This is a genomic window from Rhodococcus sp. 06-235-1A, assembly GCF_002258785.1.
Lineage (GTDB): Bacteria > Actinomycetota > Actinomycetes > Mycobacteriales > Mycobacteriaceae > Rhodococcoides.
Genome location: NZ_NOYI01000012.1, coordinates 1 through 24,150 on the forward strand (window position 1 = coordinate 1; position 24,150 = coordinate 24,150).

The window sequence follows — 24,150 nt, forward strand, 5'->3', positions numbered from 1 at the left end:
CCCCGCGGCCCCCTCCGACATCCGTCCGCTCCCACAGATCGTGCCCGGCATCGTCATGAACGACGACGGCACCGCGACGGTCAGTCTCGATATCATCCCGCAGCTCTCGGACGCCGAGAAGAAGGCCATCGCCGACGCCGAGGCGGCAAGCAAGGTAGCCGCCGAAGCATCGGCCGCAGCCCAGGTACGTCTCGACAAGGCCAATGCCGACAACACCGCGGCGAGCACCGACGCCACCCAGGCCGAGGTTGCTGCCGCTGAGGCCGATGTCAAGGCAAAGGCCGCCGTGACCGCTGCCGCTGCCGCGAAAGTCCAGAGCCAGGCTGCCAGTGCGGCAGTCACCGCAGCCAAGAACACTGCTGCCGAACTGCAGACCAAGGCAAACGAGACCAAAGCGGCCGCTGACAGCGCAGCCACCGCGGCAGCGACCGCCGAAGCCACGGCCAAAGATTTGGAAGCCAAGGCCGCAGCGGGCGACCCCGAAGCTGCGGCGGCAGCGGCTGAAGCCCGCATCGATGCCGATGCAAAGGCCCAGCTTGCCGCCGAAGCCAAGGTCGAGGCCGAGGCGTCGACCAAGGCGCTCGAAGCCTCGGTCCAGGCCGTTCAGGATTCGTTCAAGAATTTCAACCTGGCCAAGGTGACGGCAGCGGTGCAGGCCGCAGCCGCCACGGCGGCGAAGTCGCTGGCTCTGCACATCGAGGCCCAGAGCGCCGCCGCAGTGGCCGCAATGGCCGAGCAGAACGCGGTGAATCTGAAGGCCGCGGCCGATGCGGCTGCGGGTGAAGACACCGAGGCAGGCAAGGCAGCGGCAGATGCTCGCGACAAGGCCGATGCGGCGAAGGCTGATTCGGACGCGAAGGCCGCGGCGGCAGCAGCTGCTCAGGCAGCACTCGACGAAGCGCCGTCCGGTGCCGACATCGCAGCGTTGCAGGCCGAGGCAGACAAGGCCGCGCAGGCAGTGCTGGACGCTGAGGCCGCCGTGACAACTACGGCGGCCGAGGCACAGCTCAAGGCCGACGCGGCAGCCAGTGCGAAGGCCAAGGCCACCGATGCCGCGGCACAGCTGAAGGTCGCTCAGGACGCAGCAGCAACGGCCAAGGCCAACTCCGATGCCAAGGCCAAGGTCGAGGCCGATCTCAAGGCCGAGGCAGCCGAATTGGCCGCCAGCGGACCGAAGTTCAGCTGGACCATCAACCTCGGAAATGTTGTCCGCGAGGATGTTCCGGTCACCGAGGTCGACGAGAACACCGTCGTCGTCGACAAGACCGGCGTCTCGCTGGTCGGCGTCAAGAACGAAGACGGTTCGTTCACAGTGGCGGACTACTTCACCACCGACGAGAACGGTGTCGTCAGCGTCGCCGGCGATCTGCCACCGGTCGATCTCGCTCTCGGCGACTCCTCCGACGAGGCGTCGGGCGGATCGGACAGCTCGTCCAACACCCCGGTGATCCTCGCCGGAGTCGGCGTTGTCGTGGTAGCCGCGGCAGGCGGAGCGTTCTACCTGCGTCGCCGCAGCTCCACCGATGCCACCTCGTAGTACCCACTGGCTGTGGACGGCGATCCTGACCTTCGTCCTACTCGTATCAGGTTGTGCGAGTGACGAAGTCGGGATCGCCGCACCCGATCGCTCGCCGGTGCAGTCACAGATTTCAGCGGCTGCAACGGCGGGCGACGTCGCTCCCGCTCAGCCGGAGTACATCGAACTCCGGTCTTCGGACGGAACGACCTACCTGAGCAGCCCCATCCATCCCGATCCGCTCTACCGCGGCGGCGAGAACGGCCAGGTACTGAACCCGGTCGACGAGCTACCGGCCTGGTGGGCCGAGAGCGGCATGCCGGGAACCTCGACCGAACAAACGGTAGTGGTTGCCGGACACAACTATTCGAAGCGGGACGCCCCGTTCAAGGCGTTGCGCGTGGTGACCCCCGGCGACACGGTCGTGCTGCGTACGGCAAGCGGCACTCTGGAATACGCGGTCGAATCGGTGGGCCCACTGCCGAAGGGATCACTGTTGGCCGACAACGACCTCAGACGCTCGGTCCCGGGCCGCCTGATTCTGGCCAACTGCGACGTCCAAGGCGGCGAACCGACCGACGACAATTTCGTCGTCGTCGCGCAACTCGTTCGCTGACAAGACCTTTCGCGACCGGGGTTACAGACCGAGGTCCGCCAAGCCGAGCAAGGACCGATATTCGAGCCCCTCGGCGGCAATGACCTCGTCCGCCCCGGTCGCGCGGTCCACCACGGTGGCAACCCCTACGACGGTAGCGCCCGCGTCGCGGAGAGCCTTGACGGCAGTGAGCGGTGAATTTCCGGTCGTCGTCGTATCCTCCACCACCAGAACGCGTTTGCCGACGATGTCCGGTCCCTCGATCTGACGCTGCATGCCGTGCGCCTTCGCTGCCTTGCGCACCACGAACGCATCGATCGGACGACCCTCGGCGTGCATGATGGACATCGCCACCGGATCTGCGCCCATGGTCAGACCGCCGACCGACGCGAAGTCCCAATCGGCAACCAGGTCACGCATCAGCGAGCCGATCAGCGCACCCGCCCGATGGTGCAAGGTCGCCCGACGCAGGTCCACGTAGTAATCGGCTTCCTTGCCGGAGGACAACGTGACCTTCCCGTGCACGACGGCAAGCTCTTTCACCAAATCGGCCAGTTCCTGCCGGTCCGAACTCGCGGCACTCTCGGCCATGTCGGGTTCCTCTCATCGCACCACGGATCTTGGATCGGTCGATAAGAACTTACCCACCGACGGAATGGGGCGTTCTTGCCGCCTCCACTCCCGCCTACATGCCTTTACGCGGCTATGTGGTCCGACAGCTCTTCGTCGGGTACTTCCCGCTTCTCCACGAACGGTTCGGCCGCGGTGAGCGAACGAGACTTGGCAACGATCGAGGACGGGAAGGTGTCGACCGCCTGGGACAGGCGGTAAGCGGTGTCGTTGTACACCCGCACCGCACCGGCGATTCGACGCTCGGTGACGGCCAGATCACCGGCCGGACCATGAAATGCCCAGTTACCCAATGTGTTCCGACTCGCCTCGGCCTCTGCGACCACACTGTGAAATGCGGCGGACAGGGCATTTTCGGCGGCCGCCTGCGCCTGCAGACCCAGTCCGCGATCGCGCACTGCTTTGGACCAGGAACGAGCGCCACCGAGTTGACGCAGTGGATCACCGGACAACCCCGACGCCTCTGCGGCGTCGAGGAACGGAGCCAACTGCTCGTGACGCCGGTCGAGTTCGATCTCGACCAACCGCAGGCTTTGCTGCGTCTGTTCGTGGTACCGCCCGAGCCGACGAACGGTGCTCGCCACATACCCGACTACGACGACCACCAGAACCAGAACCGCAACAACCACAGCAGTAGAAACAGTCACAGGGTACGAATTTAGCCGCGCCAGCGCTTCCGGGCCCGTAAACACGCCCGAAATGAATCAGGGCTGATTGCGACGGCGCTCCGAATCGAACGGAATCGGACGCGAAGTCGGCGGACGCGGTACCGAGCGCGACGGATCGGGCGAGCGTACAGCCTGCGGGCCGGCTGCATCGGGCCTGGGCGGACGCGGCCTACGACCCGGTTCCTGGGGGCGCGGTTCCTGCGGGGATTGGACCCGCGACTCAGGTCTCCTGGGCTCGGGGTTCCGAGGTGCGGGGGTCCGAGGTGCGGAGGTGCGAGGTTCCTGGACGCGTGGTTCCGATACCCGCGGCTGGGCCGTGTCCGACTGCGGCGTGCGAGCGTGCTGGGTGCGAGCCTCCTGGACCAGCGGCCGGCCTGGATCCCCTCGATCACGGCCGGGGTCGACGCCTCCCACGCGGGCGCCGTAGACCGCGGTGCCACGAACAGGAGGAAGGACGTGCAGCATGCCCGACAGTCGCGCAACTGCGTCGATGGCTGCATCCCAGTCGCGGCCCGAGCTGCCCAGCGGCAACGACCCGAGCGTCCAGTCCTTTTCGCTCCACAGCAGTTGCAGATTCGCCGGAACGGACTCGGTGAACGCGGCCATTCGCTGGTCACACACGCGACGCGCAATGTCGACGTCGGTCGCGAACACCACGCGCGGACCGATGGAACCGAGCAGTTCCATGTCCTCGTCCCGTGGAGGTGGCGTCGAGCGGGGTCGCAGGTCGATGTCGACGTCGGAACCGACCGAGCGCTGCACGGCCACGATGGTGCCGGTTTCCTCGACGTCGAAGAGTACGAACTCCTCACCCCGTCTGACGCCGGTCACCACTCCCAGAGCAACGTCGAATTCGGGCTTGGACAGGACCGCGCGAGAGAACCGAGCGACCAGTTCTCGATCGTGCGGTCGATACTCGTACCCCTGTGCCTTGGCCCACATCTGCCGCAGGCGCCCGGACTGATCTCGCTTGGACCTGTCGAGATAGAGCAGCGCCACTGCACCTATCAGTGCAATCGCCGCAAGGCCGAACCACATTGCCGTCATCGCGAACCACCTTAATCGACATCGACGCCATCGCCGCCCACCACCGCCACGTCCTGTGAACGGTCCCTACCTCTACCCGTGTCGGCTATCCGCCGAGGTTCGGAGTTTCGATGATGACGTTGGCGCGAATCGTTCCGTCCTCGACCGACTCGCCCTGCACCACAACTGCTGCTCCGACGGTCAGCGACGCAACATCGCCGCCACCGAGCGAAATGACCTGCGTCTGCGGGGTGGTCTCGATCGTCACGGGCGCGCCGTCCAGACCGTCGATGGTCAGTGTCGAACCGTCGTTCGTGGTGATCGTCCCCACCGCCGAGCCCAACTGCCCGAGAATCTCCGGGATTCCACCGGGGATCAGCTCAGGGCTGGTGGCCGCACTCGATTCGGTGGGTTGCGGGGTGGTCGTGGGCGCGCTCGACGTGGGCGGCCTGATCGACGTCGACGTCGACGGACCGGTCGCTGTGGTGCTCGGCTCGTCCGATCCTCCGCTCAGGAAGGAAATTCCGAAGAACACGACGATGGCGAGGACGACGAGTCCGATCAGTGCCAGCACCCACGGACGAGGACCCTTGCTGCCGGAATCTGCGACGTTCGATTCGCCGGTGGGCGGCGCAGCGCCGTACTCCGGCGGCTGCCCGAATTGCTGGGTGTGACCGTATTGCTGGGTCTCGTAACCCGGAGCCTGGCCGTATTGCGGCGGCTGGCCGTATTGCTGAGTCTGGCCGTAGGCCTGGTTTGCCGCTGCCTGCTGACCGGGGTCGTACGGCGGAAATGCCTGGGTGGGCTGGTAACCGGGCGGGTAGGCCTGCGGGTCCGGATTCCCGTACTGCGGGTTCTGGTTCTGCGGGTTCTGGTACTGCGGGTTCTGGTAGTCCGGGCTTCCGTAGGCCTGCGTCGGATACGCCTCGGTGGGCTGAGCGCCGTCGGGCTGGTTGCTCTCCGCTGCGTCCTGATCGCGTTCTCGAGGTGACCGCGGGTCGTCCGGATTCGTCATTCCACGAGGGTACCTACCACGTGTTGCGCAGGTGAAGACAGAGAACGGGCCCGCACGAGCAGTGCTCGTGCGGGCCCGCTTCCTGCACCGCGACTAGCCCAGGATCAGATGGTCGCCATCCGGACTGACGTTGACCGACACCACGTCGCCGTCGTGGACCTCTCCGGCGAGCAGTAGCTTCGCCAGTTGATCGCCGATGGCTTGCTGGATCAGCCGACGCAGCGGCCTGGCACCGTAGAGCGGGTCGTAGCCGCGGGCGGCGAGCCACATCTTCGCGGGCGAAGACACCTCCAGCGTCAGCCGACGGGCCGAAAGACGCTTGGCGAGGAAGCCCAGCTGGATGTCGACGATCGACTCGAGCTGATCCTCCGACAACGCGTCGAACACCACCACGTCGTCGAGTCGGTTGACGAACTCGGGCTTGAACGAACGCCGCACCGCATCCATCACCTGCTCCTTGGTGCCGCCTGCACCGAGGTTGGAAGTGAGGATCAGGATCGTGTTGCGGAAGTCCACGGTCCGGCCTTGACCGTCCGTGAGGCGACCTTCGTCCAGGACGGCGAGCAAGATGTCGAACACATCGGGGTGCGCCTTTTCGACCTCGTCGAAGAGCACCACGGTGTACGGACGCCTGCGTACCGCCTCGGTCAGCTGCCCGCCGGCCTCGTAGCCCACGTACCCCGGAGGTGCACCGACCAGTCGAGCGACGGCATGCTTCTCGCTGTACTCGCTCATGTCGATGCGCACCATCGCACGCTCGTCGTCGAAGAGGAACTCCGCCAACGCTTTTGCGAGCTCGGTCTTGCCGACACCGGTGGGACCGAGGAACAGGAACGACCCCGTCGGACGGTTGGGATCGGCCACTCCGGCGCGGGAGCGTCGGACGGCGTCGGACACCGCTTGTACTGCGTCCTTCTGTCCGACGACTCGTTTGCCGAGTTCGTCCTCCATGCGAAGCAGCTTGGCGGTCTCGCCCTCGAGCATCCGGCCGGCCGGGATTCCGGTCCAGGCCGCGACGACGTCGGCGACGTCGTCCGGTCCCACCTCCTCCTTGAGCATCACGTCACCCTGCGCCGGCGAGTCCTCGGTCTTGGCTGCGAGCTCCTTCTCGAGAGTCGGGATACGTCCGTAGCGCAGCTCGGCGGCCCGGCCCAGATCTCCGTCGCGTTCGGCGCGGTCGGATTCGCCGCGCAGGTTCTCGAGCTCTTCCTTCAGGACCCGCACCGAGTCGATGGCGTTCTTCTCGTTCTGCCAGCGGGTGCTGAGCCCGGCGAGCTTCTCCTGCAGATCGGCCAGCTCCTGGCGGAGCTTGTCGAGCCGAGCCTTCGACGCGTCGTCGGTCTCCTTCGCCAGGGCCATCTCCTCGATTTCGAGGCGACGGACGGCGCGCTCGACCTCGTCGATCTCGACGGGGCGCGAGTCGATCTCCATCCGCAGGCGGGACGCGGCCTCGTCGACCAGGTCGATGGCCTTGTCCGGCAGGAACCGCGCGGTGATGTACCGGTCGCTGAGTGTGGCGGCGGCGACCAGGGCGGAGTCCGTGATCCGGACGCCGTGGTGCACCTCGTAGCGTTCCTTGAGTCCGCGCAGGATGCCGACGGTGTCCTCGACCGAGGGCTCACCGACGTAGACCTGCTGGAAGCGACGTTCGAGGGCGGCGTCCTTCTCGATGTACTTGCGGTACTCCTCGAGTGTCGTCGCACCGACCAGACGCAGTTCGCCGCGGGCGAGCATCGGCTTGATCATGTTGCCCGCGTCCATCGCCGATTCCCCGGTAGCACCGGCTCCGACGATGGTGTGCAGCTCGTCGATGAACGTGATGACCTGGCCGGCGGAGTTCTTGATGTCGTCGAGCACGGCCTTGAGCCGCTCCTCGAATTCACCGCGGAATTTCGCGCCTGCGACCATCGAGCCGAGGTCGAGCGAGACGACGGTCTTGCCGCGCAGGCTTTCCGGAACGTCGCCGGCGATGACGCGCTGCGCGAGCCCCTCGACGATGGCCGTCTTGCCGACGCCGGGCTCGCCGATGAGCACCGGGTTGTTCTTGGTGCGTCGCGAGAGAACCTGCACGACGCGTCTGATCTCGGTGTCGCGGCCGATGACGGGATCGAGCTTGCCTTCTCGGGCCAGCGCGGTCAGGTCGGTGCTGTACTTCTCCAGCGCCTGGTAGGTGTTCTCGGGATCTGCGCTGGTGACCCGCGCGCTGCCACGGACGGCCTGGAAGGCGTCGCGCAACTCGTTGGGTCCGGCTCCGTGGCCGGTCAACAGCTTGGCGACGTCGTCACTTCCGGTCGCCAGGCCCACCATGAGGTGCTCGGTGGAGACGAACTCGTCGTCGAGTTCGGTGGCCAGGTGCTGCGCGGCGGTGATCGCGGCGAGGGTTTCACGGCCGAGTTGCGGAGTGGTGGTCGAGCCGGATGCCGAGGGCATGCGGTCGACGAGGTTCTGCGCTTCTCGACGCACCGTTGCAGGGTCGACGCCGACGGCCTTCAGCAAGGGTGTGGCGATGCCGTCGGTCTGATCGAGCAACGCCACCAACAAATGTGCCGGACGAATATCCGGGTTACCGGCCGCGGATGCGGCCTGCAGTGCAGCAGAAAGCGCTGCCTGCGACTTCGTGGTGGGAGTGAAACTGTCCACCGGTCACCTTCTTTCTCGGATCGGGTTTCGTGACTGTCGCTGGGTACAACCATAGACAAGTTGAGTCTGTTCCGCTCAACCTTGATTTTCTTCGTGCGCGTTTTGCGTAGGCAGAGGTACGCAAAACGCGCACGAGGAGGAAGCCCCACGAATTCTGTGACGTGCGCGATATCCTCGTTCGGTCTACTTTGGTGACGGTCGACAGCAGTAACGGGTGGGGCAATCGGTGGGGTGGAGGTAGATCGATGCTCGACGCACGCACGATCTCCCTGGTTCGCACCGGATTCAAGTCCGTCGTGGCCGCCCAGGACGGCCCTGCGCGCCTGTCCCGGTCCTTCTACGCCCACCTCTTCGCCGAGTACCCCGACTTCCGGTCCCTGTTCCCCGCGTCGATGGATGCACTGCGCGAGCACTTCGTACTGGCCCTCGGCTACATCTTCGAGCATCTCGACGACGACGACCGCATCGAGCCGTTCCTCGAGCAACTCGGCCGAGACCATCGCAAACACGGAATTTCGGGCGCGCATTTCCGCGCCGGCAGCTCTGCTCTGATCAACGCGTTCCGCACCTTCGCAGGCAACGAGATGTGGAACGACGAAGTCGAGAAGGCCTGGCACGACGCCCTCACCGTGGTGAGCGATGCCATGGCCGTCGCCGCCGACGATGACGAACTGCCGCCGTTCTGGAGTGCCACCGTCGTCGAACATCAGCGGATTCTCGACGACCTTGCCGTGGTGCGACTCAAGACCGACGGCGAGATCCCGTACTTCCCGGGTCAGTACGTCAGCGTGCAGATTCCGCAACGACCCAAGCTGTGGCGCTATCTGTCGCCTGCCATTCCCAGCAATCCGTACGGTGAGATCGAGTTCCATGTTCGACGCGTATCCGGTGGCTGGGTGTCTCCGGCGATGGTCACCGAGACGGCGGTGGGTGATCGCTGGTTCATCAGTCCGCCGTTGGGTGGGATGCACATCGATCGCGCCATTCACGAGGATGTGCTGATGATCGCGGGAGGCACAGGATTGGCTCCGCTGCGTGCGCAGGTCATGGACATGGCTCAGCGCAGCAACAATCCGCGGGTGCATCTGTTCGTCAGCGGGACGTATCCGTGCGACCTCTACGATCTGGACACTCTGTGGCAGCTGTCGCTGTCGAATCCGTGGCTGACGGTGGTTCCGGTGACCGAGGAACTCGAGAATCCGTGGTGGTATTCGGGCCCGCAGCGCGACCTACCGTGGGGAATGCACCACCGGCTGCACGGTGCCGTAGGCAAGGTGGTCACCCAGTTCGGTTCGTGGGCCGATCGGCAGATTCAGATCTGCGGGTCACCGTCGATGGTGCGCACCACGTTGTACGCATTACGCAAGGTCGGCACTCCGATGGAGCACGTTCAGCACGACCCGTTCTGATTCACGTTGCGCCGCAAGGAAATCAGCTCGACAAAGATTTCGGCGGCAGATCCTCGACGATCCCGCCCGCCACCAGTCGCGGAGTCCAGGTCTCGGTGACGAGTCGACCGTCGCCGGTGATGATCGCATCGGGGTCGGGGTCGATCAGGATGGGATACCCGGTGTCGGCGGTGGCCTGGATGTTCTGCACCAGCAGGCCGTTCTCGATGGTGTAGTGCACACGAACCGGTTGTAGATCGGCGTCGAAAGCCCACGGGCGGCCGATGAAGATCACGGCCTCGCCGAGTTCGTCGAGCACCGACACCGAGCCGTCGTGCTCGAGCCGAAGACTCCACTGCGACGGCATCGACGTTGCGAACTCGAATCTGTGCGGAGCCCGCGCATCGAGCAAATGAATCATCAGCAATGCACCGTCTCGTAGATCCCGTTGCGGCACAACCACTTCGAAGGAACCGCATTCATAGAACCTGGACCCGAACGGCCCGGGAATACCTGGCCCGAGATCGTCCGCGAATGCGAGTTCGAGCCGAACCTGGCCGGAGCCGTTCTCGGCCCGGAGGATGATTCCCTCGGACGGATGCGGCGTGGGCATCTCGTCCCGTGGAGCGTAGGACAGCACTGCGCGCAGCAGTGGCTCGACCACCTCCGCGTCACCGTCTCGTGAATCGAACGTTCGTCGTCGACGATCGGTCATCTCCACCCCCTTCGCCTGGCAAGACAGTCTGCCACCGAGGCTCCGATCGTGCCGACGGTTCCGCGGAAAACCATTCGTTCGATCCTCCTGGACCGGAGGCAGCCCTGACGGAAACCGGCCGGTGTACCCACCCGGACAAGAAACCGATCAGTACGATCTTCGGCTGAGTTTCTGCAGGTCAGCCATGGTCCGGCAGACGTGAAGTAGCCGCTAGTATCAACCGGTTCGGTCCGCGGCGGATCGATCTGCCCGGTGGGCAGCGGCCGTGTAAGGAAGGCAACCACATCCCCGATGTCCGCTGATTTCGCCGCTCGTCTGAATCATCTCTTCGCCACGATCCACCCGCCGGGACGCAAGCCGCACACCAATGCCGAAGTCGCCGACGCCCTCGCCCTGCGCGGACGCCACATCTCCAAGCCCTACATCTCGCAACTGCGATCGGGGCAACGCACCAACCCCTCCACCGACACCGTCACGGCACTGGCTGCCTTCTTCAAGGTCAAGCCCGACTACTTCTTCGACGACATCTATGCGGACAAGGTCGACCACGATCTCGAATTGCTCACCCAGCTGAAGGGATACGGCCTACGCCGCCTGTCCGCGCGGGCATTCGACCTGTCCGAGGAATCGCAGAATCTACTCAGCTCGATGGCCGAGAAGCTCCGCGTGAGCGAGGGACTCCCGGAAATACCGCCGGACAGCACCCGCTAGGAGGCACCGGCCTTGGCTGCAATTCGCGCCTGCACTTCCGGACGCCTCAGCGGCGGCACCGTGGGAGGTGGCTGCCGCCGCTCGGGCAGCGCATCGAGGAGCCGGTGGGTCGTTGCGGTCACCTCGGCGACGGCCAGCTCGAAGGCGTCGCGCGTGGCGTCGGACGTCTTCTGTACGCCACTGATCTTGCGGACGTACTGACGGGCAGCGGCTTCGACTTCCTCGTCGGTTGCGTGTGGTTCCAACCCTCGAAGGGTGGTGATGTTTCGGCACATGTGTCGACGATAACCCCGCAGCTCACACCTCGAGAAGACTCGACAGCGCGCGAAGGCACAGCTCACGAACCTGCTCACGGTCGAGGGTTCTGCGCTCCACCCAATCCAGGCACACCGCTCGCACGAATGCGATCCAGCCCAGCAGCGCTGTTCGTACCATCTCGTCGTCTGCGAATGCCGCCGGCAGCGCGGCGAGGATCCGCTCCTGTTGGACCGCGAACTCCCGCGTCAGAATGTCGTTGATCTGATGGTCTCCCAGCAAGGACCCACGGTTGACGGCGCGGAGGCCGTGCACGTGCTCGTCGGAGTAGGCGATGTAGGCGTCGAGACCGGCGGCGACCTGTTCGAGGACCGGCAGCGAGGTGTCCGGCGCGGTGACGTCGAGGTTTCGCTCCGATTCGGTCCGGACGATCTCGACGAAGAATTCCCGCTTGGACGGGAAGTAGTGGTACATCAACCCCCGCGAGACGCCCGCGAGATCGGCGACCTCCTCTATCCACACGTCCTCGTACGGCCGCTCGGCGAACAGCTTCGAACCGATGTCGAGCAGCTGCGCGCGCCGTTGCGCTGGGGTCATCCGCTTTCGGGTCATGGGCCTCGAACTTTACTTGACACGAGTTCAACAGTGAGTACGGTCACTATTGGACACCGATTCAACAAGTCGAACCCATGGAGTGGCGATGTCGACACAGTTCGCAGTACGAGGCGGCTCCCTGCCCCATCCCCCGCACCGGCTTCCCGTGCTCGGCGATATCGTCGGCGTCGATCCCCGCACCCCCATCCAGGACTCGACCGCCCTGGCCGGTCGACTCGGCCCGATGTTCGAGCGCAACGTCCTCGGACGGCGTTTCGTCTTCGCGTCCGGTGCCGACGTGGTGGGCGAGCTGTGCGACGAGAAACGCTTCGAGAAGTTCCTGCCCCCGGGAGTCGAGAATCTACGGGACATCGGGGCCGACGGTCTGTTCACCGCCTACAACCACGAACCGAATTGGCAACGGGCCCATGATCTGTTGCGCCCGGCGTTCACCGCCGGTGCCATGCGCGGTTACCACGAGATCATGGTCGACGTCGCCGACGGTTTGATCGAGAACTGGGAAGGTCACTCTCGCACCGGCACGTCCACCGACGTTTCCTCGGACATGACGAAACTGACACTCGAGACGATCGGACGCACCGGCTTCAGTTACAGCTTCGGCTCGTTCGCGCGCGCCGAGCCGCACCCCTTCGTGGCCGCCATGGTCGGCGCACTGACGTACAACCAACGGCGATCGTTGCTGTCGATCCCTGCATTCGCCAAGCCGCTGTTCGCCCGGTCCGATCGCAGGTACGCGGACAACAAGCAGTACCTGGCCGATGTCCTTGCAGATGTCGTCAGAACCCGACGCCGGTCCAGCGAAGACTTCACCGACCTGCTCCAGATCATGATGGACGCAGCACGCGACGCCGAGAATCCGAATGCGCTGAGCGAAGCCAACATTGGCTACCAGATCCTGACGTTCCTGATCGCCGGCCACGAGACCACCTCGGGTGCACTGTCTTTCGCGCTGTACTACTTGGCCACGCATCCGGAGGTCTTCGAGCGCGCGCGTGCCGAGGTCGATGAGGTCTGGGGCACGGGCAAGCCCGAGTTCGGCCAGGTCCCCAAGCTGCGATACGTCCGCCGGGTCCTCGACGAGGCGCTCCGCCTGTGGCCGACGGTCCCGGCATTCGGTCGCGGAGCACGGGCCGACACCGTCGTGGGCGACGGGTACCACATGGCGGCCGGCGACTGGGCGATCGTTCTGGTGACGGCCTTGCACCGCGATCCGGTGTGGGGTGATCGTCCCGGCGAGTTCGACCCGGACAACTTTCTACCCGACCGCATCAAGGCCAGACCGGCTCACGTCTACAAGCCCTTCGGTACCGGTGAACGCGCCTGCATCGGTAGGCAATTCGCCATTCACGAGGCGGTCCTGGTACTCGGAACGATTCTCCAGCGCTTCGATCTGCGAGCCGACCCGTCGTACCACCTGAAGGTTCAGGAACGACTGACCATGATGCCCACGGGCTTTCGAGTGCAGCCGACCACACGACGGTAGTCGGTCAGTCGGGCAGGAGTGGCACCGAGATTCCCGGATCGCGGCCGAGCAGCACCCCGCGCGTCAACGACGTGGAGCCGAACTTCTTGTGCACCCCATCGAGAGCCCGGTCGAGTGCCGAAGCCTCCGGTGGCCTGCGCACCGACGGTGCGTCGAACTGCAGTTCCAGTTGCTCCGCGCCACTCTTGTCGATGCTCGATACGGTGACACCGACGAGGGTGATGCCCTTCTCTGCGATCAGCGGTGCCGCGTCGCGCAGCAGTTCGAGTGCGGCGTCCAGGATATCTCGGGTGTCCGCGGTGGCGCGATCGAGCGTGTGCGACCGGGTGGCGCGGGTGAAATCGGCAAAACGCAAGCGCAACATGACCGTTCGTCCGGTTCGGTGCGCGCCGCGCATCCGATGCGTGACGCGATCGACGAGCCCGATCAACGAGGCCTCCACCTCGGCTGCATCGTGCTTACCGCGCCCGAGTGCCCGCTGCGCACCGATGGAACTGCGCGACTTGCCGGGCTGGACGCGGCGGGGATCGCGTCCCATGGCCAGTGCGTACAGGTGCGCTCCCGCCCCCTTACCCAACACCGATGCCAACGACCGCTCGCCGTAGGCCGCGATGTCGCCGACGGTCCTGATGTCGAGAACGTGCAACTTCTCGGCGGTCACTTTCCCTACGCCCCAGAGTCTTTCGATGTTCAGCGGGTGCAGGAACTCCAGTTCGCCGCCGGGCGGCACGAGCAACAGCCCGTCGGGCTTGGCGAAGGCACTGGCCACCTTCGCCAGGAACTTGGTGGTGGCGATCCCGACGGTGATGGGCAAACCCACCTGCTCGGCGACGTCGCGACGCAGTTGCTGTCCGATCTCCGTCGCACTGCCCGCAATCTTCTGCAACCCACCGACGTCGAGAAACGCCTCGTCGATGGAGATGCCCTCCACCAAGGGGGTGGTGTCGTGAAAGACGTCGAACACATCCTTGCTCACCTGTGAGTACGCCTCCATGCGAGGTGGAACCACGATGACCTGCGGGCACACGGCCCTGGCCTGACCGCCACTCATTGCGGTGCGCACCCCGAACGCTTTGGCCTCGTAACTGGCGGCCAGCACCACTCCCCCGCCGACGATCACCGGCTTGCCGCGCAGCCGAGGGTCGTCACGCTGCTCCACCGAGGCATAGAAAGAGTCCAGGTCGGCGTGCATGATGCTCGCCACGGGTCTGCCGTTGGACTCCACGAAACCATGCTCGCACGTGGTACCGACACCGTTCGACACACGACTCGAGCAATCGGGGTGGACGAGGTGACCCACATCACGTCGGTATGACATTGTTGAAGCCGTCGGATCGGCGTGAACGGCTGGAGAGAATCGTGACGGCCTGGTGGCGGTGGTACGCAGCGCTCGGCGTACTCGGCTGCGTCGCGTACTTCGTGGTGCCGAGCATCACCTGGGCGCAGTCGGTCTTCGTGCTCGTCGGTGCCTCGGCCGTGGCCGCCACCGTGATCGGCACCCGAATGCACCGGCCGCGCAACCGCGCCGCGTGGCTGACCATTGCCCTGGGCACGGCGCTGTGGGTGGTCGGTGACATCGCCTACGAGTGGATCTACATCACGCAGGGCAGCGTGCCCTACCCCTCCCTGGCCGATGCCGTCTACCTGGTCGCTTACCCGATCTACGGCCTCGGACTGTTTCTGCTGGTCCGGCACAAGTGGCGATCGAGCGAACGCGGGCATGTCGCCAACAGCGCCATCGTCATGGTCGCGTTCGGACTGCTCACCTGGGTGTTCGCAGTGCAGCCGACGCTCGGCGACGGCGGGAGCTCGTGGATCGCAGGTCTGGTCGACGTCGCGTACCCCGCCATGGACATCTTCCTGCTGGGGCTACTGGCCCATTTCGTCGGCTCGCGGCAGTGGCGCGCATTGTCCTACCGACTGTTGACAGCGGCAGTTCTGTTGTTGGTCGTCACCGACACCGTGAGCAATTTTTCGCTCGTCGCGGAGTCCGCGTCGGAACGGTGGTTATTCGACGTCGGATGGACGACGTCCTACGTCCTCATCGGCGTCGCCGCCCTACATCCGTCCATGCGGCGAATCACGAGTCCGCGCATCGAACCCGACGCCCACCTGATGGCGTCCTTCACCACCCCTACGGTCGTCGTGCTGACGGCGGCCACCCTGACCGCTCCCATCGTGATGTTCATCGAGGTGATACGCGACGAACCGATCGCCCAGTGGGGTTGGGCGGTGCTGCTGTGCGCGGGAGCATTGGTGATCCTGGTGATATTGCGTATCACCGACCTACTGCGGCTGCTGCACACTCAAACCGTGCAGCTGCGCGCCGTGGCAGACACCGATCACCTCACCGGACTGGCCAACGTGCGGGCGCTCGAACACCGGATCTGGCGCACCTCCGGTGCCACCACGCTGTTGACTGTCGATATCGACCGATTCAAGGAGATCAACGACACCTTCGGACGCGGGCTGGGCGATCAGGTTCTCGTGGCGGTCGCCGATCGACTGCGAGGCGTGGTCGACGACTCGATACTGTTGGCGCGCTTGGCCGGTGACGAATTCGCCCTGTTCGGCGCAACGGAATCGATGGACCCGACCTCGCTGGCGCGCGAGATTCAACTGCAGTTCGCCACACCCTTGGAGGTGGGGAACATGACGCTGCTGATCGAGGCGAGCGTGGGTATGGCTTCCGGTTCACCTACTACCGAAGGTGATGACGACACCACCCCGGATCGCCTCGTGCAGCGCGCCGATCTCGCCGTCCAGGCGGCGAAGGCAACTCAGTCGCGCGTCGCGTCGTACGACCGATCGATGGACCGGGACAAGAGCGAACAACTGATCATGCTCGGCGAGCTCACCACAGCACTCGAATCGGACCAACTGAAACTGCACTATCAGCCGCAGGTCGAGCTCTCGTCGATGACAGTCGTCGCAGTGGAGGCGTTGCTGCGGTGGCATCACCCGAACGGCACGGTGCTCTCTCCCAGCGAATTTCTGCCCACCGCCGAACGCACCGGGTTGATCCGACCACTGACGAGCTACGTCCTCACCCACGCACTCGCGCAACGCAGCGTGTGGGCGCACGATGGACTGGATCTTCAGATGGCCGTCAACATCTCCACCCGCAACCTGTTCGACGACACCCTGATCGACCAGGTGCGCTGCGCGCTGGCCACATTCGATTGTCCGGCAGGTCAATTGACACTGGAAGTGACCGAGACATCCGCCATGACCGACCCCGCGGGTGCCACCGAGGTGTTGTCGATTCTGCGAGAGATGGGCGTGCAGGTCGCCATCGACGACTACGGCACCGGCTACAGCTCGCTCGCCTACATCGAACGATTGCCGGTGCAGGAGCTCAAGATCGACCGAACCTTCGTCGGCGGTATGGCCCACAATCCCGCGCACGCCGCCATCGTGCGATCGACGGTCGAGCTCGCCCGTACGCTGGGGTTATCGGTGATTGCCGAAGGCGTGGAGGACGAAGTGACGTTGACAGCGTTGCGCGAGCTGCGATGCGGGCGGGCCCAGGGATACCACCTCGGCCGACCCACATCGCCCGACCGACTGCCTGCACTCGTCGCCGAGCTGAATGCTCGTCTGAAAACTGCTACAGGAGAACGGATACCATGACCGAGGCAGCCCTGTCGGTGTACGCCGCGATTCGATCTCGCCGAGACGTTCGAGCCGAGTTCGACGGAACCGTCGTCGACGACGACACGCTCCGACGCATCCTCGGCGCGGCCCATCAGGCCCCGAGTGTCGGAAACACCCAACCCTGGGACTTCGTCGTGGTCCGCAAGCCCGACACCTTGAGCGCATTCGCCGCCCACGTCGCGGGCTGCCGACAGGACTTCGCCGACAAACTCGACGACGAACGCCGAAAGACGTTCGACCCCATCCGCATCGAAGGAATCGAAACCAGCGGCACCGGGGTGGTCGTCACCTACGATCCGAACCGTGGAGGACGCCACGTGCTGGGCCGCGACACCGTCGACGACACCGGACTGTTCTCCGCCGTACTCGCCATCGAGAACCTCTGGCTGGCAGCCATAGCCGAGAACGTCGGCGTCGGCTGGGTCTCGTTCTACGACGAGGCATACCTCACCGAGCTTCTGGATATCCCAGCGCCGGTCCGCCCGATCGCGTGGCTGTGTGTGGGCCCGGTCGAATCATTCCAGGAGGTACCCGACTTGGAGCGCTTCGGTTGGCGCACTCGCCGTCCACTGGACGACGCCTTGCACTTCGAGCAGTACCGCCGATGATGCGGGCGCGCCTGGTTGCGGTGGCGGCCGCGTTCCTGTTGGTGACCGGCTGCTCTGCCGACACTCCCGGCGAAACCACGCCTCCCGCAACGACTCCGGCGGCCGAGCCGGCACAGGCCCCGGACTCTGCCGACCCTATCGGTACCGTCGTTCCACTTGCGGGCGCACCCGAGGGTGTCGTGGTCGGAACATCCGGCATCGCAGCGGCAGGGGTCCGTGATCCCGACGGCGTGGTGCTGTTCGACGCGGCCACCGGTGCCGTGCGGCAGATGGTCCCGACGACGGGAGCGCCGCGACATCTCTCCCTCGCCGGTCCGGACGGGCCGGTGCTGGCTCCACTCGAAGGCAGTGACGAACTGCTCTCGGTCGCGCTCACCGACGGTGCCATTCTGTCCACAGCCACCGGTGTCGGCCGTCAGCCACACGATGCGGTGCAGACCTCCGACGGCACCGTCGTGGCCACCAACGAGATGGGTGGCGGAGTGATCTTCCTGCGCGACGGGTCGGTCGTGTCCGAACTACCGCCGGGCCCTGTCCAGCCCGGCGGTGCGGCAGCTCTGGGTCCGTTCGCTGCCGTCGCGGACGTGCAGGGCAACGGCGTTTGGGTCTACGACGGTGCGACGCAGCGAGAGGTGGCGCAGGCACCGATCGGCGTCAAACTCACGCACGCGGTGGCGGTGAACGAGACGACGGCCGGGTTCGCCGACACCGACGGCGGAGCAGTCCTGCTCACATCGGTCGACGCCGCCGGTGGCATTCGTCAGATCGCGTCGATCGATGCACCCGGCAACCCGTACGGGCTTGCCGTGGACCCTGCCCGTCAGCTGCTGTTCGTGACATTGACGGCGTCGAACCTACTGCGGGTGGTCGACGTGTCGGATCCCGCCGCTCCACGAATACTGGGCTACGTCCCGACGGTGACGCAGGCCAATTCCGTCGCCGTCGATCCGCGGAACGGAAACGTGCTGGTGACCGGCAGCGACCCCGGTGCGGCGAGTTCGATTCAGATCATCACCCGTGCCGAGTTGCCCGTCGGTTAGGGCGTCACCACCCGTAGGAGCCGGGGATTCCCTTGAACGGCCCGACGACGTCGTCGGTGATCCAGCCCTCGTAGAACCCGCCTTCCTGGGGTCGGACCGCTTCGCCGTCGATCTCGCAGTCGAGTCGGCTCGGTGAGAATGCCAGGTAGCCGGCGATGTCAGCAAAGCGAGGAGTGGGGTTCTCGTAGCTCCAACCGGCGGCGGGTGCAACGGCATCTCCGCCGTGCACGTCCCAGTACGTGGCCGCGCCCTTCCACTCGCAGTGCGTCGACCGGGCCGCGGACGGCGTCAATGCGCCCGGCACGATGTCCGCGGGAGAGATGTACCAGGTCGGTGGGTGGCTCGTTTCGAGTACTCGATACGCGGCGGTGGTGCGGGCGATCACCTCGCCTCCGAGCCGAACGACGAGGGAACGGTTCGAGGACTCGAGCTTGGGTGGACGGGGGTAATCCCAGACCGATTCCTGGCCCGGCTTCGGCTTCTCTGGAACGACGGATCTCGGCAATTGTGGACTCATCCTTCGATGTTGCCATCGGATGTCACGGGGCGTCGACGGGATAGAGATCGTCCACCCGTTCTTCGTCGAGAATCCAGCGATCCACCTCGTCGAGAGGTTCGACCGTGCGCACCGGGGTGACGGGAGGTTCGGGCACCGGTTGTTCGATCCGGACCGGCTGGATGTGCTCCGGCTCGGTGCGGACAGGCTCGGTGCGCTTCATCGGCGCGAGTGCCGGTATCTCGGGGGTGGGGTGTTCGGGCGCAGGTGCCACGGGTTCGTCTCTCGGGACCGCGATCGCCACCTCCTCGGGGGCGGCTTCTTCGGGGGCGGGTTCTTCTTCGGCTATGTCGATGGGCTTCGGCAGTTCCGCCGGCACCCGAACGAGAATGCCGAGTCCGTGGGTCGCCGCCAACAGGCTCACCGGGGCGACGGTTGCAATGACCGCCGACAAGGCGGGGTGGAGCGTGCCGGCGTCGGAGATGAAGGCGTGCATGGCATTTGCGCCGATACTGACCAGCGCTGCCGTGATCAACACGCCCCAGAAGAAGCGTCGACCACTGCGTTGATCCTCGAATTGGGCGAGCGCGATAACTGAGATCGTGGCCTGCAGAATGGTGCCGTCGACGATCACCGGCCACAGCCACGACAGCGACCGCGGAACGCCTGCCATCGTGGCGAGATCCCACAGCGCGGCGAAACTCAGCACGAACGACGCAATTCCGATGACGGTGGTGATGACGACCGCACTGACGAGCGTCGCACGCAGGACCTTGTTCATGGGTCGTGATGAAACACGACGCCACCGACAAGTTCGTCGAGCCGACGACCGTCAGCCCGCGAAGCAGGTGCGAACGATGCTGGCGTCACCGCGGATGTCGATCAGACCGAGGGCCTGAGCATCGTCGACAGCACCGCTTCCGGACCTAGTCCGCCCAGGCGCGCGGGATCCAGGTCTGCGCCGTGGGGCGAGCGTTCTTCACACTCTGCAGATACTCGACGAACGCCTTCAGCGCCGGTTGCCGATTGTCGCCGCGCCAGACGATCGAGTGGGGATAGATCGGCACGGGGTCGACAATCGGGATCCGCCGCAAATCGTAGGATTCGGGCCACAGATACCTGGACCCTTCACCGATCAGGGTACACAGCTGGGCGGAAGTCGCGAGCTCCTCCAGCAGTACGTCCACGCCGAAACTCGTTCCTATCGAGTCGATTCGGATCCCGAACGTTCGGCCGAACTCTTCGTAATAGGCACCCCAGTCGGTGTCGGCACGCACGCCTGGCATCCAGATCCGATGTGCGCGGAGGTCAGCGAGAGAGACGGACGCCGCCCGAGCGAGAGAGTGATTCGGCCCGGTGAGTAGTTGGTGGCGGTCGTCGATGACGCGCGCCGACCGAAGTTCCGCCGGAAGCGTTCGACTACGCGTAGCGCTGATGGCGCGGAACGTCGCGTCCACACTGCCATCCAAGACGGCCTCGAGGGCAACGTCGGTGTTCGCGTCGGGGAGGGTGACGACATCCAGATCGAGCTCCGGGCGAATTCTGTGAAATGCCTGAAGTGAGGTCCCAGGAGCCGTGCGACGGTTGAGAACATCGACCCGTAAAGCTCTGTTGCCCAGTGCCACCGAACCGACGGCTCGCTGTGCACTTTCGACCAGCTCGCGCGCATGGGGCAGGAACGCCTGCCCGTCCACACTCAACCGGACTCCCCGCCCGGAACGCACGAACAGCGAGACACCGAGGGTTCGCTCCAGTGCCGCAACGCGTTTGGATACAGCCTGTTGTGTCAGCCCCAACTCGTCGGCGGCGGCCTGGAACTGACCTCCGTCTGCGGCTGCCACGAACGTCCGCACGGCCTCCGTATCCACCGTCGAACCCTATCCAAACAACCATCGGTTGTGACTCGCCGACCTCGAGGTTGTTTGTCGTCTGCCACCGGGTGCAGTTTGCTCGAGATGCCCATCCGGAAGAGGTTCGCAGAGAGGACCACCCATGAACTTTGCCGAAAAGGTTCAGCGCGCAATCATGCTCACAGCAAAAATCAGCACGATCCCCTACACCGAACAGCAGGCCATTCGAGAGGGCTGGCAGGAACTGACCGGACAGACTGTCGACGCCGCCTTCCACCTCATTCCACCGGTCTTTTCGGACCACGGGATCAACATCCGCATTGGCAGAAATGTGTTCGTGAATCAGAACTGCCGCTTCAACGACCTCGGTGGGATCGATATCGGCGACGACGTCATGCTGGGGCCCAATGTCAGTCTGATCTCTTCGGGGCATCCGACAGACCCCATCGAGCGGCGGGCCGGAATCACCGCTGCACCGATCACGATAGGACGAAATGTCTGGATCGGGACATCGGCGATTGTCCTGCAAGGCGTCACCATCGGCGCGGACGCCATCATCGGAGCCGGCGCTGTCGTCACACGCGACGTGCCCCCGCGGACACTGGCGGTGGGGGTGCCGGCAACTGTTGTCAAGACATTCGATTGACGACGCGTAGTTGCCGACGCCCCCGCCGACGAGATTCATGTCGACGTCAGTGCACTGTCCAACAGTGCCAACAGTGCCAACAGGTGCTCCCAGTGCCGCTCGGACCCGACCGCATCGAAGGCGTCCGTGTCGGCCATGGTGAAGCCGTGAATCGTGCCCGGGTAGATCTCCGAGGTGTAATCCAACCGAGCCGCCTCGAGCGCTGTGTTCAACTCGTTCAGCGCTTGTGGAGTCAGGTCGCTTGCGGCGTGTCCGAAGTGAACGCGGCCGGTGATCTTCGCGAGCTCGTCGGTTCCGTCTGTACCCACTGGGCCGTGGAATGCTGCCACGGCCGCTACCCGGCTGGAGTGGGCGGCAGTTCTCGTAGCGAGCAAACCGCCTATGCAGTAACCGACCACTCCGATCGGGCCGTCCTTCACTTCGGGTTGTCCGGCAAGGAATCGAAGGTAGGCGTCGGCATCTCTCCCGGTGCGTTCGGCGGTGTGCTGATGAACAAGGGGCATCAACCGGTCGACGATGTCGGGTCTGGCTTCTTCTCCTATGTAGGCCGGAAGCGCAACCAAGGGTGCTGGACCGTGCCTGTAGAAGATGTTGGGTACCAGTACGTAGTAGCCATGGGCGGCAAGCTTCTCCGCCATATCTCGGAGCACAGGACGGATACCGAAGGCATCCGGGTACATGAGAACACCTGGGACCGGCCCTCGATGTTCGGGAAAGGCGGCGAAGACGTCGGCCCGACCGTCTGCCATCGGGATGTGAATAGTTTTGGTAGGCATGAATCCCTTGTCGTAGTCGATTATTCGAGAGATGAATATCGATACGACGAGGCGGATCCCGCGCGCCTGTCAAAACAAGGCCGGGTCACCGATCCGTGCGTGGCGCAATGCCGTCCCGGTGGTCATGGCCGAAGACTAACGCGTTCGGAGCCAATGACACCAGACCCTCGGAGATCGGTCACGAACGAGCGACGTCGTGGCAGGCTGTCGGGATGACGGTGACGAGCACTCCCTGGTGCCACCCTCGGCCTGGGCAGTCACGACTTCACATGGATGCAATTCCCGCAGACGTTGTGCACGCATTGGCATCCGACGAATCGATTTCAGCTGCACACCAATACGTTTCGCCCTACCTCGCAGGGGTCGAATGCCGCGGCCTGTGGCGGATGAGAAGCAAGCAGATCATCGACACCCCCGGTGATGCACCGTGGATCACGCGGCTGATGATCGACCCGGATGTCACGATGCCGGTCGGAGTTGCCGGCTTTCACGGCGCTCCCGACGCGACGGGAATGGTGGAGATCGGATACCGAGTCGATCCAGGCCTTCGGCGGCGAGGCCATGCCCGGCGTTCCGTGGAAATCCTTCTCGACGTTGCACGACGGCATCCGGACGTGCGTACCGTTCGCGCCAGCATCAGCCCGGACAACGCGCCCTCGTCGGCCTTCGTCGAGAGCTTCGGGTTCATCGAGGTCGGTGAGCAATGGGATGACGAGGACGGCCTGGAGACCGTCTACGAAGTGCCCGCGTCGACGGCGCAGCAGGATCAAGCGGTACGGACCGCTCCGCGGTAGAAGTCGGCACGATCGTGTGCAGACATTCCACCCCACACGCCGTACGGCTCGTTCGATTCGAGGGCGTGCCGGCGGCATTGTTCGAGTACCGGGCAGCGGCCGCACACCTGCTTCGCGGCCTTCTCGCGCGAGGAGCGAGCGCGGCCCCGTTCACCTTCGGGATGGAAGAACACGGACGAGTCCAATCCACGACACAGGCCGTCGAGTTGCCAGTCCCAGACGTCTGCGTTGGGTACGGGAAGTTGGACCGGCCTGGCGGGTGCGCCTCGCACCATGAGCTGTCTCCTCACTGAAAAGTGAACAAGCTCACCTTCTCTCATTCGTCGTACTTTTACAAGTCCTTTCGCTCATTCGTAGTACTTAAAATCAAGCGCGCTTGCTTGAAAAGTGATGCGCTCAGTGATTCTCGGACATCCCCGCTCGCTTCTCGAGCTCGACGAGGACCTGCTCGGCGATCTTGGTCGGCGGAGGACCGATGTCGACGACGATGGCGTTCTCGTCCTCACCGAGCGGCTCGAGTGTCGAGATCTGGGTGTCGAGCAGCGAGGACGGCATGAAGTGGTCCATCCGAGCATTGAGGCGTCCGCTGATCCGATCCTTGGTCCCGGCCAGGTGAACGAAGATCACCTCCGCTCCCTCCCTCGACCCGGCACTGAGCACGTCCCGATACGACCGTTTGAGGGCCGAGCACGTCACGATCCCGGATCGGCCCGTCGTGGTGTGGTCGGTGATCCACTCCGCGATCACGTCCAACCACGGCCACCTGTCCTCGTCGGTCAACGGCTGACCCGACGCCATCTTCGCCACATTGGCGTCCGGGTGCAGGTCGTCGCCCTCCTGTAGGTCCCATTTCAACGCCCCGGCGAGGATGCCCGCCACCGTGGACTTGCCCGATCCGGACACTCCCATCACCACGAGAACCGGATGATGTGCTCTACCTGTCGTCTGCGATGCCATCCCTCGATACTGCTGCATCGAGCTCGTTCGGATCGGACAGACGCGAGAAACCGGGCCACCCGTGGGACG

25 protein-coding genes are annotated in these 24,150 nt (G+C 64.8%); 10 read left to right on the forward strand and 15 right to left on the reverse strand.

What is annotated here, in order from left to right:
* Positions 1–1,537: hypothetical protein (locus CH275_RS29470; RefSeq protein ID WP_094677802.1), on the forward strand; the 1,537-nt coding region annotated here is incomplete at its 5' end.
* A complete protein-coding gene (locus CH275_RS10385; RefSeq protein WP_094677804.1) occupies positions 1,524–2,132 on the forward strand; it encodes a class F sortase in 609 nt (202 codons plus the stop codon). The genes CH275_RS29470 and CH275_RS10385, both read left to right, overlap by 14 nt.
* 21 nt (positions 2,133–2,153) lie before the next feature.
* On the opposite strand, the gene pyrE is transcribed toward CH275_RS10385, so the two are convergent.
* From pyrE to clpB, 5 genes are all read right to left on the reverse strand, one after another.
* Positions 2,154–2,702: an orotate phosphoribosyltransferase gene (gene pyrE, locus CH275_RS10390; protein ID WP_094677806.1), complete on the reverse strand. Its 549-nt coding sequence runs from the start codon at positions 2,700–2,702 to the stop codon at positions 2,154–2,156.
* Positions 2,703–2,806: 104 nt separating this feature from the next.
* Complete coding sequence (locus tag CH275_RS10395) at positions 2,807–3,388, reverse strand: LemA family protein (RefSeq protein WP_256990966.1); 582 nt, start codon at positions 3,386–3,388, stop codon at positions 2,807–2,809.
* Between the two features lie 57 nt (positions 3,389–3,445).
* Positions 3,446–4,456, reverse strand: coding sequence for a hypothetical protein (locus CH275_RS10400; protein ID WP_094677810.1), 1,011 nt, complete (start codon positions 4,454–4,456; stop codon positions 3,446–3,448).
* A gap of 85 nt (positions 4,457–4,541) precedes the next feature.
* Positions 4,542–5,450: a hypothetical protein gene (locus tag CH275_RS10405; protein WP_094677812.1), complete on the reverse strand. Its 909-nt coding sequence runs from the start codon at positions 5,448–5,450 to the stop codon at positions 4,542–4,544.
* Positions 5,451–5,543: 93 nt separating this feature from the next.
* Positions 5,544–8,090 carry an ATP-dependent chaperone ClpB gene (gene clpB, locus CH275_RS10410; protein WP_094677814.1) on the reverse strand — a complete coding sequence of 849 codons (2,547 nt, stop codon included), beginning with the start codon at positions 8,088–8,090 and terminating at the stop codon, positions 5,544–5,546.
* Between the two features lie 245 nt (positions 8,091–8,335).
* Here clpB and CH275_RS10415 point away from each other — a divergent pair, with 245 nt between their 5' ends.
* Complete coding sequence (locus CH275_RS10415) at positions 8,336–9,499, forward strand: globin domain-containing protein (protein ID WP_094677816.1); 1,164 nt, start codon at positions 8,336–8,338, stop codon at positions 9,497–9,499.
* Between the two features lie 22 nt (positions 9,500–9,521).
* On the opposite strand, the gene CH275_RS10420 is transcribed toward CH275_RS10415, so the two are convergent.
* Entirely contained in the window at positions 9,522–10,193 is a 672-nt protein-coding gene (locus tag CH275_RS10420; RefSeq protein ID WP_143546752.1) for a hypothetical protein, read from the reverse strand.
* A gap of 291 nt (positions 10,194–10,484) precedes the next feature.
* On the opposite strand from CH275_RS10420, the gene CH275_RS10425 reads away from it, so the two are divergent.
* Complete coding sequence (locus CH275_RS10425; RefSeq protein ID WP_094677820.1) at positions 10,485–10,904, forward strand: helix-turn-helix domain-containing protein; 420 nt, start codon at positions 10,485–10,487, stop codon at positions 10,902–10,904.
* Here the strand turns inward: CH275_RS10425 and CH275_RS10430 are convergent.
* Both CH275_RS10430 and CH275_RS10435 read right to left on the reverse strand, forming a co-directional pair.
* Positions 10,901–11,179: a DUF2277 domain-containing protein gene (locus CH275_RS10430; protein WP_094677822.1), complete on the reverse strand. Its 279-nt coding sequence runs from the start codon at positions 11,177–11,179 to the stop codon at positions 10,901–10,903. The genes CH275_RS10425 and CH275_RS10430 overlap by 4 nt on opposite strands.
* A gap of 22 nt (positions 11,180–11,201) precedes the next feature.
* Positions 11,202–11,771, reverse strand: a complete 570-nt coding sequence (locus tag CH275_RS10435) for a TetR/AcrR family transcriptional regulator (protein ID WP_094677824.1) — start codon at positions 11,769–11,771, stop codon at positions 11,202–11,204.
* Positions 11,772–11,859: 88 nt separating this feature from the next.
* Between CH275_RS10435 and CH275_RS10440 the strand changes: the two genes are divergently transcribed.
* Positions 11,860–13,257: a cytochrome P450 gene (locus tag CH275_RS10440; RefSeq protein WP_094677826.1), complete on the forward strand. Its 1,398-nt coding sequence runs from the start codon at positions 11,860–11,862 to the stop codon at positions 13,255–13,257.
* Positions 13,258–13,261: 4 nt separating this feature from the next.
* Here CH275_RS10440 and dinB read toward each other — a convergent pair whose 3' ends face one another.
* Positions 13,262–14,449 carry a DNA polymerase IV gene (gene dinB / locus CH275_RS10445; RefSeq protein WP_179276123.1) on the reverse strand — a complete coding sequence of 396 codons (1,188 nt, stop codon included), beginning with the start codon at positions 14,447–14,449 and terminating at the stop codon, positions 13,262–13,264.
* A gap of 119 nt (positions 14,450–14,568) precedes the next feature.
* Between dinB and CH275_RS10450 the strand changes: the two genes are divergently transcribed.
* From CH275_RS10450 to CH275_RS10460, 3 genes are read left to right on the forward strand one after another with little or no spacing between them, the layout of a single operon-like run.
* Complete coding sequence (locus tag CH275_RS10450; protein ID WP_094677828.1) at positions 14,569–16,890, forward strand: putative bifunctional diguanylate cyclase/phosphodiesterase; 2,322 nt, start codon at positions 14,569–14,571, stop codon at positions 16,888–16,890.
* 11 nt (positions 16,891–16,901) lie between these two features.
* A complete protein-coding gene (bluB, locus tag CH275_RS10455; protein ID WP_179276124.1) occupies positions 16,902–17,522 on the forward strand; it encodes a 5,6-dimethylbenzimidazole synthase in 621 nt (206 codons plus the stop codon).
* Positions 17,519–18,562 carry a hypothetical protein gene (locus CH275_RS10460; protein WP_256990967.1) on the forward strand — a complete coding sequence of 348 codons (1,044 nt, stop codon included), beginning with the start codon at positions 17,519–17,521 and terminating at the stop codon, positions 18,560–18,562. Before bluB ends, CH275_RS10460 begins: the two co-directional genes overlap by 4 nt.
* A gap of 4 nt (positions 18,563–18,566) precedes the next feature.
* Here CH275_RS10460 and CH275_RS10465 read toward each other — a convergent pair whose 3' ends face one another.
* The 3 genes from CH275_RS10465 to CH275_RS10475 form a co-directional block, all read right to left on the reverse strand.
* Positions 18,567–19,079, reverse strand: a complete 513-nt coding sequence (locus CH275_RS10465; RefSeq protein WP_094677834.1) for a DUF427 domain-containing protein — start codon at positions 19,077–19,079, stop codon at positions 18,567–18,569.
* Positions 19,080–19,101: 22 nt separating this feature from the next.
* Positions 19,102–19,839 (reverse strand): DUF2637 domain-containing protein, encoded by a 738-nt coding sequence (locus tag CH275_RS10470; protein ID WP_094677836.1) that lies wholly within the window; start codon positions 19,837–19,839, stop codon positions 19,102–19,104.
* A gap of 145 nt (positions 19,840–19,984) precedes the next feature.
* Positions 19,985–20,926 carry a LysR family transcriptional regulator gene (locus tag CH275_RS10475; protein WP_094677838.1) on the reverse strand — a complete coding sequence of 314 codons (942 nt, stop codon included), beginning with the start codon at positions 20,924–20,926 and terminating at the stop codon, positions 19,985–19,987.
* Between the two features lie 124 nt (positions 20,927–21,050).
* On the opposite strand from CH275_RS10475, the gene CH275_RS10480 reads away from it, so the two are divergent.
* Positions 21,051–21,554 (forward strand): sugar O-acetyltransferase, encoded by a 504-nt coding sequence (locus CH275_RS10480; RefSeq protein ID WP_094677840.1) that lies wholly within the window; start codon positions 21,051–21,053, stop codon positions 21,552–21,554.
* 35 nt (positions 21,555–21,589) lie between these two features.
* On the opposite strand, the gene CH275_RS10485 is transcribed toward CH275_RS10480, so the two are convergent.
* Positions 21,590–22,330 carry a dienelactone hydrolase family protein gene (locus CH275_RS10485; RefSeq protein ID WP_094677842.1) on the reverse strand — a complete coding sequence of 247 codons (741 nt, stop codon included), beginning with the start codon at positions 22,328–22,330 and terminating at the stop codon, positions 21,590–21,592.
* A 269-nt stretch (positions 22,331–22,599) separates the two neighbouring features.
* On the opposite strand from CH275_RS10485, the gene CH275_RS10490 reads away from it, so the two are divergent.
* A complete protein-coding gene (locus CH275_RS10490; RefSeq protein ID WP_256990968.1) occupies positions 22,600–23,124 on the forward strand; it encodes a GNAT family N-acetyltransferase in 525 nt (174 codons plus the stop codon).
* Here the strand turns inward: CH275_RS10490 and CH275_RS10495 are convergent.
* Both CH275_RS10495 and CH275_RS10500 read right to left on the reverse strand, forming a co-directional pair.
* Positions 23,097–23,399, reverse strand: coding sequence for a WhiB family transcriptional regulator (locus CH275_RS10495; protein ID WP_094677844.1), 303 nt, complete (start codon positions 23,397–23,399; stop codon positions 23,097–23,099). The two genes, CH275_RS10490 and CH275_RS10495, sit on opposite strands and share 28 nt — an antisense overlap.
* A 121-nt stretch (positions 23,400–23,520) precedes the next feature.
* Positions 23,521–24,081, reverse strand: a complete 561-nt coding sequence (locus tag CH275_RS10500; RefSeq protein WP_094677847.1) for a gluconokinase — start codon at positions 24,079–24,081, stop codon at positions 23,521–23,523.
* Positions 24,082–24,150 lie beyond the last annotated feature (69 nt).